This window comes from Stenotrophomonas sp. PS02289 (assembly GCF_029960115.1).
Lineage (GTDB): Bacteria > Pseudomonadota > Gammaproteobacteria > Xanthomonadales > Xanthomonadaceae > Stenotrophomonas.
This window is the reverse complement of record NZ_JASCOZ010000129.1, coordinates 1-12,213: the sequence shown is the minus strand read 5'-3', so window position 1 is coordinate 12,213 and position 12,213 is coordinate 1. Positions and strand designations below refer to the sequence as shown.

The window sequence follows — 12,213 nt, the reverse complement described above, 5'->3', positions numbered from 1 at the left end:
GCCGTTGGCCGGCCCATGGAATGTTTCCAACGTTCATGAGGGCCGGCCAACGGCCGGCGCTACCGGAATCTTCCCGATGTTCAACCATCCCGGAGTGGTCCCGGTTTCCGTCACTTTTCCGGAGTAATGGTTTGTACGGGCAGGCGATCTGCAGGTGGCACCCAGATCGCCACCCCGGCTGCGCGCTTCTGCGTGGTCGGGATGCCGATGCCGACGCCACCGCCCACGTGCGAGCCGTAGCTGCCGGCACCGACCGACATGCCGACCGGTGAGCCGCTGGAGCCCACGCCCATCAGGATCACGCCATTGGCACCGAGCGCGGCGGCTTCCTTCTTCAGGCGGGCCACGGCCGCATCGGTCTGACCCTGGGTACCAAAGCCCACCGCGCTGGAGGATTCGAGCTGGGCAATTTCCTGCGACCCCGGCGGCGGGGTGGAGTAGATCTGCACCAGCGCCGGGTCGGTCGGTGGCCGGGCCTGGCCCAGCATCACCCGCGAGGTGCTGGCACAGCCGGCCACGGCCAGCAGCACGCCCAGCACGGTCAAGGTTCGAAAGTTCATGGGCTCACCCCCGTTGGTGGGCCAGACAAGGCCCGCGCTTGGATCATCCGCGTCGGCCACTGAATCGGGGCCAACGTTGTGGCATTACCGTAGCACCGGCCAGGTGAAACCCGGGCGGGGAACCCGCCCCTCACGCGCGCGTGGCGGCTGAAGCATTAAGGTGCGCGCAGCATTTTAGGAGAGAACGTGTCATGGGCCTGATCAGTCTGCTGTGGGGTGTATTTGCGTTGTTGTGGATGATCCTGGCGCTGATCCCGCTGCTGGGGTGGGGCAACTGGTTCCTGATTCCCTTCGCGGCGGTGGGCGCGGTCATTGGCGCGCTGGGCATCCTGTTCACCCACCCGAGCAAGCGCGGCCGGGCCTGGACCGGGCTGCTGCTCAACGCCGTGGTGGTGGTGGTGGGGATCGTGCGGCTGTCGTTGGGCGGCGGGATCATCTAACTGCGACCGTCCGTCGCAGGCGTCAAAGCGCCGCAGCCACAGGCGTAGAATGGCCGCCCATGATCATTCGCCCCCGTCCCCACGGCTGGCAGCTGCTGTACATCCTGCGCGGCTCCATTGTTCCGGCCGTGGCCCCCAAGGTGCTGGCCATCCTGGTGCTGGCCATCGCCGTGGCCGCGTTCGCCGAACTCTGGCATCCGCCGGGTATCGAGCGCGTCTCGGTGGCTCCGTTCACCCTGCTGGGCCTGGTGCTGTCGATCTTCCTCAGCTTCCGCAACAGCGCCTGCTTTGACCGCTGGTGGGAAGGACGCAAGCTGTGGGGCCAGCTGGTGTACGAATCGCGCAGCCTGGCCCGGCTGTGCGGCACAGTGCTGGAGGCCGACCCGGCCCGCGCCCAGCGCATGGTGCGCCTGGGCATCGGCTTCGCCCACGCGCTGGCGGCCAAACTGCGCGACCGTGACGCCGCGCTGGCCGCGCTGCCGTGGGTGGACGAGGCCGACCACGCCCGCCTCGCGCAGCGCCAGAACACCCCCGACCAGCTGCTGGCGATGATCACCGCCGAAGCCGCCGCTGCGCACCGCGCGGGTGATCTGGATTCGATCCTGTTCGCCCAGTTCGAAACCCGCGTGCATGCGCTGTCCAGCATCCAGGCCGGTTGCGAGCGGATTCTGACCACGCCGCTGCCGTTCGCCTACACCCTGCTGCTGCATCGCTGCGCGTGGATGTTCTGCGTGCTGCTGCCGTTTGGCCTGGCCAGCTCGCTGGGCTGGGCCACGCCGGTGGTGTCGGCGGTGCTGGCCTATGCGTTCTTCGGGCTGGACCAGCTCGGCGAGGAAATGGAGGAACCGTTCGGGCTGGAACCCAACGACCTGCCGCTGGACGCGATGGTCCGCACCATTGAAATTGATCTGCTCGACAGCCTGGGTGTGCAACCGCTGCCCGCGCCGCTGCAGCCACACCGTTATCTGCTGCAGTAAGCCTGCGCATTCCAGTATTCCGTTACGGAGATTTTTCCGATGGCACACCCCGATTACCGCCCCCGCCGCATGCGCCATGACGAGTTCTCGCGCCGGCTGATGCGCGAAAACACGCTGACCACCGACGACCTGATCTACCCGGTGTTCGTGCACGAGCTGTCTGGCCGCGCGCCGGTGACCTCGATGCCGGGCGTGGAGCGTCTGTCCATCGACGAACTGCTGAAGGTGGCCGAGGAAGCGCTGGAACTGGGCATCCCGGTGATCGACCTGTTCCCGGTCATCGATCCGGCCGGCAAGTCGTTGGATGCCGCCGCCGCATGGGACGAGAACGGCCTGGCCCAGCGTGCGGTGCGCGCGCTGAAGTCGCGCTTCCCCGAACTGGGGGTGATGACCGACGTGGCGCTGGACCCGTACACCACCCATGGCCAGGACGGGATCATCGACGACAAGGGCTACGTGCTCAACGACATCACCGTGCAGGCGCTGATCAAGCAGTCGATCTCGCATGCCGAAGCGGGCGTGGACATCATCTCGCCGTCGGACATGATGGACGGCCGCATCGGCGCGATCCGCCGCGCGCTGGATGCCGACAGCCACATCAACGTGCGCATCATGGCCTATTCGGCCAAGTACGCGTCGGCGTTCTACGGCCCGTTCCGCGACGCGGTGGGCAGCTCGGCCAGCCTCGGCAAGGCCGACAAGAAGACCTACCAGATGGATCCGGCCAACGGCGACGAGGCCATGCGCGAGATCGCGCTGGACCTGGAAGAGGGCGCGGACATGGTGATGGTCAAGCCGGGCATGCCGTACCTGGACCTGGTGCGCCGGGTGAAGCAGCAGTTCGGGGTGCCGACCTTCGCCTACCAGGTGAGTGGCGAGTACGCGATGCTGAAGGCCGCCGTGGGCAATGGCTGGCTGGACGAGCGCGCCTGCGTGATGGAGTCGCTGATGTGCTTCAAGCGGGCAGGGGCCGACGGCGTGCTGACCTATTTCGCGCCGCAGGTGGCGCGCTGGCTGCGCGAGCGCTGACAATACGCGGCAACTGAGAAAGGATCACGACGATGCAGCAGACAATGGGATGGGTGCAGTGGCTGACCTGGGGCACCGGTGTGACGGTGTTCGCCGTGGTGATCGGCCTGATCATCCGCAGCGTGCTGCGTGCGGCCAAGCGTCCGCCCGAGCAGCCCTCGGCGGCGGCGGCACTGGCGCGGAAGGCCGCGCTTGCGCCGGAGGTGCAGGCAGAACTGGCCGCGCTGAATCACCGCAAGGACGAAGGTCAGATCACCGAGGCGCAGTACGAGCAGCAGCGCGCGGAGTTGTTGCGCGGGCGGTGATTTCAGCCCCCGCAGGCCACCACCGGCTTCTTCAGGCGATACAGATCCAACCCACCCGCACGCGGGGCCTTTGCCTGCCCGCTCACCACCATCTCGCCCGGCTTGTTCCAGTCCACCACCGGTGAACCGGTCTGTCCGTCCGCGGTGTTGAACGACAACACCAGCGGCACGGCGGCCTGCGCGTAATCGCACCCGACCACCCACACCTGCGACTTGCCGTCCGCACCCCGGGTAAACGCCAGCGCGCCCCGGTTGTCCAGCCAGGTGGCCCCAAATTCGTCAGCCGCCGAATTCAACGGCTTCGGCAACGCCTGCGCGGTGCCGAACCCGTCCGCCTGCACCGCCGCCCGGTATAGATCAAACCCACCCTGGCCCTGCTTCCCATTGCGTGCGAACAGCAGTGCCAACCCATCCGGCCGCATTGCCGGGCTGCGCTCGTCATCGCGGGTATTCAGCCCTGCCAGCGGCTGCGGCGTGCCTACGCTGCCGTCAGCGGCCACCGCCGCCCGGTACAGGTCGAAGCCCCCACGCCCGCCACTGCGGTCGGAGGCGAAGTACAGCCAGCGACCATCGGGGCTGTAGGCGGGGTCGCGCTCATCGCGCGGGCTGTTGATGCCCAGCGGTTGCGGATCCTGCCAGCGGCCCTCGCGCAGCTGCGCCTGCCACAGGTCCCAGCCCTCCGCGCCGCCAGGCCGGTCGCTGGCCCAGACGATGCGCTGGCCGTCCGGGCTGATCGTGGCCTGGCTCTCGTTGGCCTTCGTCGACACCACGCCCATGCCCTCGATGCCAAACTCGGAAAGCGCCATCGCTGCGGGCGTGAAGAGTAAACTCAGGCTCAGCGCGAGCCATGTCGTGGGAGGTCGCATGCGGTCTTCCATCCGGGTTTGCAGTCAATCCAGTTCCGGAGTCTAGAACACCCATGAGCCCCCGTTACGCCGTATTCGGTCAGCCCATCGCCCATTCGCTGTCGCCGACCATCCATGCCGCATTCGCGCGACAGGAAGGCATCGAGCTGGACTACACCGCCATCGAGTCCTCGCCGGAAGGCTTCGCCGCCGCGCTGGAGAGTTTCGCTGCCAGCGGCGGGGCCGGGGCCAATGTCACCGCGCCGCTGAAGGAAACCGCATTCGCGCTGTGCAAGACCTTCACCTCGCGCGCCAAGCTGGCCGGCTCGGTCAACACGCTGCTGCGCAAGGGCGACTACTGGCACGGCGACACCACCGACGGCGTCGGCCTGGTCCGCGACCTCACCGAGCGCCACGAACTGGACCTGCGCGGCCGCCGCGTGCTGCTGCTCGGTGCGGGTGGCTCGGCGCGCAGCGTGGCCCCGGCGCTGCTGGACGCGGGCATCCGCGAACTGGTGGTGGTCAACCGCACCACTGAACGTGCCGATGCGTTGATCGACGCCATCGGCGAACCGGGCCGCGCGCTCAGCCGCTACTGGGACGACCTGCGCGACCTCGGCGACTTCGAGCTGATCGTCAATGCCACCTCGGCCGGTCGCGACCGTGATGCCAAATTCGAGCTGCCGCTGTCGCTGGTCAACTCCATGACCACGGCGGTGGACCTGAACTACGGCGACGCCGCCGTCGCCTTCCTGGCCTGGGCCCGCGCAGCCAGCTGCCGCAACATCGTCGATGGCCTGGGCATGCTGGTGGAGCAGGCCGCAGCCAGCTTCCAGCAGTGGCATGAAACGCGCCCGGACACCAACCCGGTGTATGCCGAGCTGCGGGCGAAGAACGCGCTGGCGGGTGAGGAGTGACCGGCTCGGTGCAGGAATTGCTGCTGTCAGTGCTTGGCTCCCTGGCGCTGCGTCTGCCGATCCTCATTGCCGTGTGTGTGTCGCTGGTGTGGGTGCTGCCCACGCCGCGCGCCGCCCCGCGGACAGCGGCGCTGTTGGGCTTGTCGCTGCTGGGAGTGGCCACGCTGCTGGGCATGGTCGTGGTGGTCGGCACCCAGGTACTGGTGGCGCGCGGCGTGTACGAGTTCATGATTGACCTCGGCAGCTGGCTCAGAGCGATTCATTTCGTGCTTGGCCTGGCAGAGGCCTTTGCGATGGTGCTGTTGGTCTGGGCCATGACCCGCGCCCTTCGCGATCGCAGCCCGACGGGTGGACCGCCTTCACGCATCTGAACCATCGCGGCAAATCCCGACGGCCCCCGGCCGTCGGGTCGTGAGAAAATAGGGGTCATGAATCATGGCAGGACCCCGCCGGCGTGACCGAAAAAGTTGAAGCCCCGCGCGCGCTGAACGACGAACTCAAGACCGTCATCCGTGACGCCTACGCCAAGCTGCAGGCCAACACCCCCGGCTTCAGCACCCGGCGTTCGCAGAGTCAGATGATCGGCGTGGTCTCGCGCGCGCTGTCGCAGAGCGGTGGCGTGGGCGTGGTCGAAGCGCCGACCGGCGTTGGCAAGTCGCTGGGCTACCTCACCGCGGGCGTGCCGATCGCGCTGGCTACCAAGAAGAAGCTGGTGATCAGCACCGGCACCGTGGCCCTGCAGTCGCAGCTGGTGGAACGGGACATCCCCAACTTCCTCAAGGCCACCGGCCTGGACGCCACCGTGGCGCTGGCCAAGGGCCGCACCCGCTACCTGTGCACGCGCAACGCCGCCGAGGCGCATGGCGAGGGCGCGCAGGAAGGCATGTTCGAAGACGAACAGCCGCTCTTCGATCGCCCGCTGGCCCCCATTGAAATGGACCTGGCGCAGAAGCTGAGCAAGGAATTCGTCGAAGGGCGCTGGAATGGCGACCTCGACAACGCGCCGGAGACCATCAGCCCGTCGCTGCGCTCACGCATCACCACGCCGGCCTCCGGCTGTGCCGGGCGCAAGTGCGCCTACTCCTCGCAGTGTGCGGTGCTGCGCGCGCGCAACACCGTGCGCGACGCGCAGATCGTGGTCACCAACCACGCCCTGCTGCTGTCGGCGCTGTCCATCGGCGAGAGCGACAACGGCCAGCCGTTGATCGCACCGCCCTCGGACATGCTGCTGGTGCTGGACGAAGGCCACCACATCGGCAACGTGGCCATCGACCAGGGGGCGGCCAGTCTCGCCCTGGATGAAATGGCCAAGCGCACCGGTCGCCTGCAGGTGCTGATCGCCGCGGCTTACCGCGCAGTGGACAAGGACAAGCTCGGCAACCTGCTGCCCAACGAGGCCATTGATGTCGCGGCCCGGGTCAGCAAGCAGCTGCGCGCGTTCCACGACGTTATCAACCGCAGCTGGCAGCCCGACCCGACCGCGCAGGAGCCGATGTGGCGCGCGCCCAATGGCCGTCTGCCGGACATCTGGATGGCGGACATCGAGGCGCTGGCGGATGACACCCGTTCGCTGTTCAACTGGGCCCACGCCGCCACCGCGCAGGTCGCCAAGGGCAAGCCCGAAGATGCGGCGCGCGAGCGCCTGCAGCGCAATCTGGGCATGGCGCTGGAAATGGTGGAGCAGCAGCACAACCTGTGGGCCACCTGGCGGCGCGAGGACAAGGAGGGCCAGCCGCCAACCGCGCGCTGGGTCACCCTGTCGCGTGATGGGGACCTGATCCTGCACGGCTCGCCGGTGTCTGCGGCGAATGTGCTGCGCAAGCTGCTGTGGGACGAAGTGGATTCGGTGGTGATGACCTCGGCCACACTGACCGGCGGTGGCGACTTCCAGACCCTCGCCATCGACAACGGCATTCCGCAGGAGGCCGAAATGGTCTCGCTGGCCTCGCCCTTCGACCTGCCTAACCAGGCCGAGCTGATTGTGCCGGCATTCCCGGTGACGCCCGATGACCGCGAGCGTCACCCTAAGGAAGTGGCCAAGTACTTGGTCAGCGAGCTGGACTGGGGCAAGGGCAGCATCGTGCTGTTCACCTCGCGCTGGAAGATGGAAAAGGTCGCCGAGTTGATGCCGGCGGCCCAGCGCAAGCAGGTGCTGGTGCAGGGCGAGACCGCCAAGCAGAAGATGATCGACGAGCATCTGCGGCGCACGGCGGCAGGCGAGGGCTCGGTGTTGTTCGGGCTGAATTCCTTCGGCGAGGGTCTCGACCTGCCCGGCGAGGCCTGTACCACGGTGGTGATCACCCAGGTGCCGTTCGCGGTGCCGACCGACCCGCAGACCTCCACCTTGAGCGAGTGGATGGAAAGCCGCGGGTTGAACGCGTTCAACCTGATCGCGATTCCGCATGCGCTGCGCACGCTGACCCAGTTCGCCGGCCGCCTGATCCGCACTTCGACCGATACCGGGCGAGTGATCATTCTTGATTCGCGGTTGCTGAGCCGGCGCTATGGCAAGCGCATCATTGATGCGCTGCCGCCGTTCAAGCGGGTGATCGGCTAATCAGGGACCGCGTAGAGCCACGCCCTGCGTGGCTTCGCGGACCCGCACCGCCAGACGGTCACACCTTGCTCAGATCCCGCACCGCGCCCTTGTCCGCGCTGGTTGCCAACAACGCGTACGCCTTCAACGCACCGGTCACCTTGCGTGGACGCGCCTCACGGGGCTTCCATCCCAGCGCGTCCTGTTCAATGCGCCGCGCATCCAGCGTCGCCGCATCCACGAGCAGATCAATCCGACGTGCCGGAATATCAATCCGGATGCGGTCGCCATCGCGCACCAACCCGATCGCACCGCCGGCCGCCGCCTCCGGTGAGGCGTGCCCGATCGACAACCCGGACGTGCCGCCCGAGAAGCGTCCATCGGTCAGCAGCGCACACTGCTTGCCCAGCCCCTTCGACTTCAGATAGCTTGTCGGATACAGCATTTCCTGCATGCCCGGACCACCGCGCGGGCCTTCGTAGCGGATCACCACCACGTCACCGGCCACCACCTCGTCAGCCAGAATGCCCTGCACAGCGGCGTCCTGGCTCTCAAACACGCGCGCGTTGCCCTCGAACACATGGATGGACTCATCCACGCCCGCGGTTTTCACCACGCAGCCGTCTTCGGCCAGATTGCCGCGCAGTACCGCCAAGCCGCCCTCGGCGGAATAGGCATGGGCGACATCGCGGATGCAGCCTTCGCTGCGGTCCACGTCCAGGGTCGGCCAACGTGTGGCCTGGCTGAAAGCCACCTGGGTGGGAATGCCGGCCGGGCCGGCGCGGAAGAAGTCCTGCACCTTGGCGTCGTCGCTGACCGCCACGTCCCAGCGCGCAATCGCTTCGGCCAGGGTGCGGCTGTGCACCGTGGGCACCTGTTCGTGCAGCAGCCCACCGCGCGCCAGTTCGCCGAGGATGCCGTACACGCCGCCGGCGCGGTGCACGTCTTCCATGTGGTACTTCGGCGTGTTCGGAGCCACCTTGCACAGCTGCGGCACGCGACGCGACAGCGCATCGATGGCGTGCAGGTCGAAGTCCACCTCGGCTTCCTGCGCGGCCGCCAGCAGATGCAGGATGGTGTTGGTGGATCCGCCCATCGCGATATCCAGGGTCATCGCATTCTCAAATGCGGCGCGGGTGGCGATACCACGCGGCAGCGCGCTGGGGTCTTCGCCGCCATACCAGCGATGGCACAGCTCAACCACCAGCCGACCGGCGCGGCGGAACAGCTGCTCGCGGTCGGCATGCGTGGCCAGGGTGGAACCGTTGCCCGGCAGTGAGAGGCCCAGTGCCTCGGTGAGGCAGTTCATCGAGTTGGCGGTGAACATGCCCGAGCACGAGCCACAGGTCGGGCAGGCACTGCGTTCGTATTCGGCCACTTTCTCGTCGGGTGCGCTGGCGTCGGCAGCGATCACCATGGCGTCCACCAGGTCCAGCTTGTGCTCGGCCAGGCGCGTTTTGCCGGCTTCCATCGGCCCACCGGAGACGAACACCACCGGAATGTTCAGGCGCAATGCGGCCATCAGCATGCCCGGGGTGATCTTGTCGCAGTTGGAGATGCACACCAGCGCGTCCGCGCAGTGCGCGTTGACCATGTACTCCACCGAGTCGGCGATGATTTCGCGGCTGGGCAGCGAATACAGCATGCCGTCATGGCCCATGGCGATGCCGTCATCCACCGCGATGGTGTTGAATTCCTTGGCCACGCCGCCGACCTGCTCGATCTCACGTGCCACCAGCTGGCCGAGGTCCTTGAGGTGCACATGGCCGGGCACGAACTGGGTGAACGAGTTGGCGATGGCGATGATCGGCTTGTGGAAGTCGGCGTCGGTCATGCCGGTGGCGCGCCACAGGGCGCGGGCCCCGGCCATGTTGCGGCCGGCGGTGGAGGTGCGGGAGCGGTATTCAGGCATGGGGCTGGCAGCGATCTGGCGGGCCGTACGGCGGGGGTTTTTCCCGATTCTGCCCAAAAAAAAGGGTTGCGTTTGCAACTGCCGGCGTGGCGATTCCTGAAATGCCGTTCACTTTCCGGGCTTTGCCGATTTTGGTTGCAGCCGCCGATCAGGCATCATTGGGGGGTTAACCGAATAGGGGGGCATGACGCCATGAAACGTTCCAGGACCACCGCGCTGCTGCTGATGAGCGCCGCGCCGCTGCTGTTCACCGCCTGCTCCAAGGACGAAGCGGTGCAGGTGCAGGAAGGGCTGTATACCTCGGTGCAGGCCTGCTCCGACGCCACCGGCGACCCGTCGGCGTGCCGCACCGCGTTCGCGCAGGCGCAGCAGCAGTCGGCCGACGCCGCGCCGAAGTACGCCTCGCGTGCCGAATGCGAAGCGGACTACAACGCAGAACAGTGCGTGGAACAGAAGACCAGCACCGGCCACTCGTTCATCGGGCCGATGATGATGGGCTTCTTCATGTCGCAGATGCTCAACAACCGCGGTGCCGGCCTGGCACAGGCTCCGGCGGCCAGCCCGGCCTACCAGGACAAGGCCAAGGGCTGGGCGCGTCCGGCTCCCGGTGGTACCGGCGGCATGAACACCGCCAGCGGCATCGGCGCGGGCAAGGCCGGCCTGGCTCCGGTCACCAGCACCCCGAACCGTGCCGTTACCGCCAGCCGTGGCGGTTTTGGCAGCACCAGCAGCAGCCGCAGCAGCTTCGGCGGCTGATCGATGCAGCGCGTGCGTATTGCCGAGCGCAGCCAATGGCGCGCCCGGGCCGAGGAGTCGGGTTTCAGGTTCCACACCATCGATGGCCTGCCGTACTGGGATGAAACCGCGTATTACGCCTTCACCCTGCGGCAGATCGAACAGGACATCGAAGACCCCAGTGCCGAGCTGCACGCGATGGCGCTGGACCTGGTCGATGAGGTGGTGCGCAGCGAACAGCTGATGGACCAGCTGGCGATTCCGCCGGCATTCCGCGACTGGATCGCCAGCAGCTGGCAGCGCCGCGAGCCGCACCTGTATGGACGGCTGGATTTCGCCTATGACGGTTCCGGCCCGGCGAAGCTCTATGAGCTCAATTACGACACGCCGACCTCGCTGTTCGAGGCCTCGTTCTTCCAGTGGCAATGGCTGGAAGACCAGCGCAACCAGAATCGCCTGCCGGCCCATGCCGACCAGTTCAACGCCATCCACGAGGCGCTGGTGGAGCGCTTCGGCGAGTTGGCGGCGCAGTTGCCGCCGCCGTTGTACTTCAGCGCCGTTGGCAGCTCGGAAGAAGACCAGGGCACGGTCGCCTACCTGCGTGACTGTGCGGCCCAGGCCGGGCTGCGCGGCGAAGCCATCGCCATTGAAGACATCGGCCTGTCCGAAGACGGGCGTTTCACCGCGCTGGATGACACCGTCATCGGCAGCCTGTTCAAGCTCTACCCGCTGGAAGACCTGATGACCGAGTCATTCGGCCAGGCCTTGCCTGCTTCGGGCGTACAGCTGTTGGAGCCGGCGTGGAAAGCGGTGCTGAGCAACAAGGGCGTGCTGCCGCTGCTGTGGCAGCGTCATCGCGGCCATCCCAATCTGCTCGAGGCACACTTCGACAATGGCAGTGCGCTGCCCGCCGGCTGGGTGCGCAAGCCGCTGTTCTCGCGCGAAGGGGCCAACATCGCCCTGCATCTGGCCGACGGCAGCTGGCAGGAGAGCGAGGGCCCGTACCAGGGGCCGGCAATCCGCCAGGCCGCGCACCCGCTCACCGCGTTCGACGGCGGTTACCCGCTGATCGGCAGCTGGGTGGTGGGTGACCACGCGTGTGGCATGGGCATCCGCGAAGACAACAGCCGCATCACCCGCGACAGCGCCCGCTTCGTACCGCACGCGATCATCGACGAAGCACCCACCCGTATTTTCGTCTGACATGGCCGTGCGCCGGAATCGCTCACTGCGTCCGGCCCCGGTGGCCGGGCGGCACCTGGACGACGGCCACCGGCTGAGCCGCTACGCCGACCGCGTGGCGGTGCGCTGCCACCGTTGTGATGCGCCCGGTTGGGTGCTGGCGGACTGGCGTCCGTATCAATGGACGGCGCGCTTCCGCTGCGGCAACTGCAGCGTCGTGATGGACAGCACCGCCGGTGATTGGGCAGGACCGGTGCACTACAGCGGCCGTCGCCCGTGTGGCTACTGTGGCCATCAGTGGGTGTGTGCGTGCGTTTCCGGTAAGCCGGGTCAGCCTGCACCCACGGTGGTGCCAGGACTGTGCCCGCAATGCGGGCGGAGCAGCGAGGTCAGCGTCAGTGGTCAGCGCGTGCGCGATGGCGAGGCCAACGATCCACATTTCGGCCTGGCACTGCTGCTGGTGGAGCCTACCCGCGCCGGAGTGCTGTGGGCGTACAACGCTGACCATCTGCAGGCATTGCAGGACTACGTGGTATCGCCCCTGCGCGAGCGCGCCGGGGTCAGCAATGGCTCGATGTTCTCGCGGCTGCCGGGATGGATGAAGCTGGGGCGTAACCGGGCGATGATGCGCAAGGCGATCGAGCGCCTATTGGTCAAGGCCCGTCACGACCAACGGTCGTGACCTACCGAAATCGAACGCTGACACAGTCGTAGAGCCACGCCCTGCGTGGCTGCGCGGAGTCAGACAGGATCGAAGCCACGCAGGGCGTGGCTC

General features: G+C 67.2%; 13 protein-coding genes. 10 read left to right on the top strand and 3 right to left on the bottom strand.

Features of this window, described 5'->3' with window-relative positions; all coding sequences use genetic code 11:
* Window positions 1-110: 110 nt before the first annotated feature.
* Window positions 111-560 (bottom strand): hypothetical protein, encoded by a 450-nt coding sequence (locus QMX83_RS15990; RefSeq protein ID WP_282297629.1) that lies wholly within the window; start codon window positions 558-560, stop codon window positions 111-113.
* A gap of 191 nt (window positions 561-751) precedes the next feature.
* On the opposite strand from QMX83_RS15990, the gene QMX83_RS15985 reads away from it, so the two are divergent.
* The 4 genes from QMX83_RS15985 to QMX83_RS15970 are packed head-to-tail and all read left to right on the top strand — an operon-like array spanning window position 752 to window position 3,311.
* Entirely contained in the window at window positions 752-1,000 is a 249-nt protein-coding gene (locus QMX83_RS15985; RefSeq protein ID WP_282297628.1) for a hypothetical protein, read from the top strand.
* A 59-nt stretch (window positions 1,001-1,059) separates the two neighbouring features.
* Window positions 1,060-1,977 (top strand): bestrophin family ion channel, encoded by a 918-nt coding sequence (locus tag QMX83_RS15980; RefSeq protein WP_282297627.1) that lies wholly within the window; start codon window positions 1,060-1,062, stop codon window positions 1,975-1,977.
* Window positions 1,978-2,016: 39 nt separating this feature from the next.
* The gene (gene hemB, locus QMX83_RS15975; protein WP_282297626.1) at window positions 2,017-3,006 is read left to right on the top strand and encodes a porphobilinogen synthase; all 990 of its coding nucleotides are present in this window, start codon (window positions 2,017-2,019) and stop codon (window positions 3,004-3,006) included.
* Window positions 3,007-3,038: 32 nt separating this feature from the next.
* Window positions 3,039-3,311 carry an SHOCT domain-containing protein gene (locus QMX83_RS15970; protein ID WP_282297625.1) on the top strand — a complete coding sequence of 91 codons (273 nt, stop codon included), beginning with the start codon at window positions 3,039-3,041 and terminating at the stop codon, window positions 3,309-3,311.
* A gap of 2 nt (window positions 3,312-3,313) precedes the next feature.
* Here the strand turns inward: QMX83_RS15970 and QMX83_RS15965 are convergent, their stop codons facing one another.
* Complete coding sequence (locus QMX83_RS15965) at window positions 3,314-4,177, bottom strand: TolB-like protein (protein WP_282297624.1); 864 nt, start codon at window positions 4,175-4,177, stop codon at window positions 3,314-3,316.
* A 53-nt stretch (window positions 4,178-4,230) separates the two neighbouring features.
* On the opposite strand from QMX83_RS15965, the gene aroE reads away from it, so the two are divergent.
* The 3 genes from aroE to dinG all read left to right on the top strand — a co-directional run bounded on the left by aroE (window position 4,231) and on the right by dinG (window position 7,630).
* A complete protein-coding gene (gene aroE, locus QMX83_RS15960; protein ID WP_282297623.1) occupies window positions 4,231-5,073 on the top strand; it encodes a shikimate dehydrogenase in 843 nt (280 codons plus the stop codon).
* An 8-nt stretch (window positions 5,074-5,081) separates the two neighbouring features.
* A complete protein-coding gene (locus tag QMX83_RS15955) occupies window positions 5,082-5,444 on the top strand; it encodes a hypothetical protein (RefSeq protein ID WP_282297622.1) in 363 nt (120 codons plus the stop codon).
* Window positions 5,445-5,527: 83 nt separating this feature from the next.
* Window positions 5,528-7,630: an ATP-dependent DNA helicase DinG gene (dinG, locus tag QMX83_RS15950; RefSeq protein WP_282297621.1), complete on the top strand. Its 2,103-nt coding sequence runs from the start codon at window positions 5,528-5,530 to the stop codon at window positions 7,628-7,630.
* 58 nt (window positions 7,631-7,688) lie between these two features.
* Here dinG and ilvD read toward each other — a convergent pair whose 3' ends face one another.
* Window positions 7,689-9,521: a dihydroxy-acid dehydratase gene (ilvD, locus tag QMX83_RS15945; protein ID WP_282297620.1), complete on the bottom strand. Its 1,833-nt coding sequence runs from the start codon at window positions 9,519-9,521 to the stop codon at window positions 7,689-7,691.
* A 192-nt stretch (window positions 9,522-9,713) separates the two neighbouring features.
* Here ilvD and QMX83_RS15940 point away from each other — a divergent pair, with 192 nt between their 5' ends.
* The 3 genes from QMX83_RS15940 to QMX83_RS15930 are packed head-to-tail and all read left to right on the top strand — an operon-like array spanning window position 9,714 to window position 12,120.
* Window positions 9,714-10,277 carry a DUF1190 domain-containing protein gene (locus QMX83_RS15940; protein WP_282297619.1) on the top strand — a complete coding sequence of 188 codons (564 nt, stop codon included), beginning with the start codon at window positions 9,714-9,716 and terminating at the stop codon, window positions 10,275-10,277.
* Between the two features lie 3 nt (window positions 10,278-10,280).
* Window positions 10,281-11,459, top strand: coding sequence for a glutathionylspermidine synthase family protein (locus QMX83_RS15935; protein ID WP_282297618.1), 1,179 nt, complete (start codon window positions 10,281-10,283; stop codon window positions 11,457-11,459).
* A 1-nt stretch (window position 11,460) separates the two neighbouring features.
* Window positions 11,461-12,120, top strand: a complete 660-nt coding sequence (locus QMX83_RS15930) for a hypothetical protein (protein WP_282297617.1) — start codon at window positions 11,461-11,463, stop codon at window positions 12,118-12,120.
* Window positions 12,121-12,213 lie beyond the last annotated feature (93 nt).

Coding starts and splice junctions, on each gene's coding strand:
- QMX83_RS15990 (WP_282297629.1), bottom strand. CDS start 560: ATGAACTTTCGAACCTTGACCGTGCTGGGCGTGCTGCTGGCCGTGGCC.
- QMX83_RS15985 (WP_282297628.1), top strand. CDS start 752: ATGGGCCTGATCAGTCTGCTGTGGGGTGTATTTGCGTTGTTGTGGATG.
- QMX83_RS15980 (WP_282297627.1), top strand. CDS start 1,060: ATGATCATTCGCCCCCGTCCCCACGGCTGGCAGCTGCTGTACATCCTG.
- hemB (WP_282297626.1), top strand. CDS start 2,017: ATGGCACACCCCGATTACCGCCCCCGCCGCATGCGCCATGACGAGTTC.
- QMX83_RS15970 (WP_282297625.1), top strand. CDS start 3,039: ATGCAGCAGACAATGGGATGGGTGCAGTGGCTGACCTGGGGCACCGGT.
- QMX83_RS15965 (WP_282297624.1), bottom strand. CDS start 4,177: ATGCGACCTCCCACGACATGGCTCGCGCTGAGCCTGAGTTTACTCTTC.
- aroE (WP_282297623.1), top strand. CDS start 4,231: ATGAGCCCCCGTTACGCCGTATTCGGTCAGCCCATCGCCCATTCGCTG.
- ilvD (WP_282297620.1), bottom strand. CDS start 9,521: ATGCCTGAATACCGCTCCCGCACCTCCACCGCCGGCCGCAACATGGCC.
- QMX83_RS15940 (WP_282297619.1), top strand. CDS start 9,714: ATGAAACGTTCCAGGACCACCGCGCTGCTGCTGATGAGCGCCGCGCCG.
- QMX83_RS15935 (WP_282297618.1), top strand. CDS start 10,281: ATGCAGCGCGTGCGTATTGCCGAGCGCAGCCAATGGCGCGCCCGGGCC.
- QMX83_RS15930 (WP_282297617.1), top strand. CDS start 11,461: ATGGCCGTGCGCCGGAATCGCTCACTGCGTCCGGCCCCGGTGGCCGGG.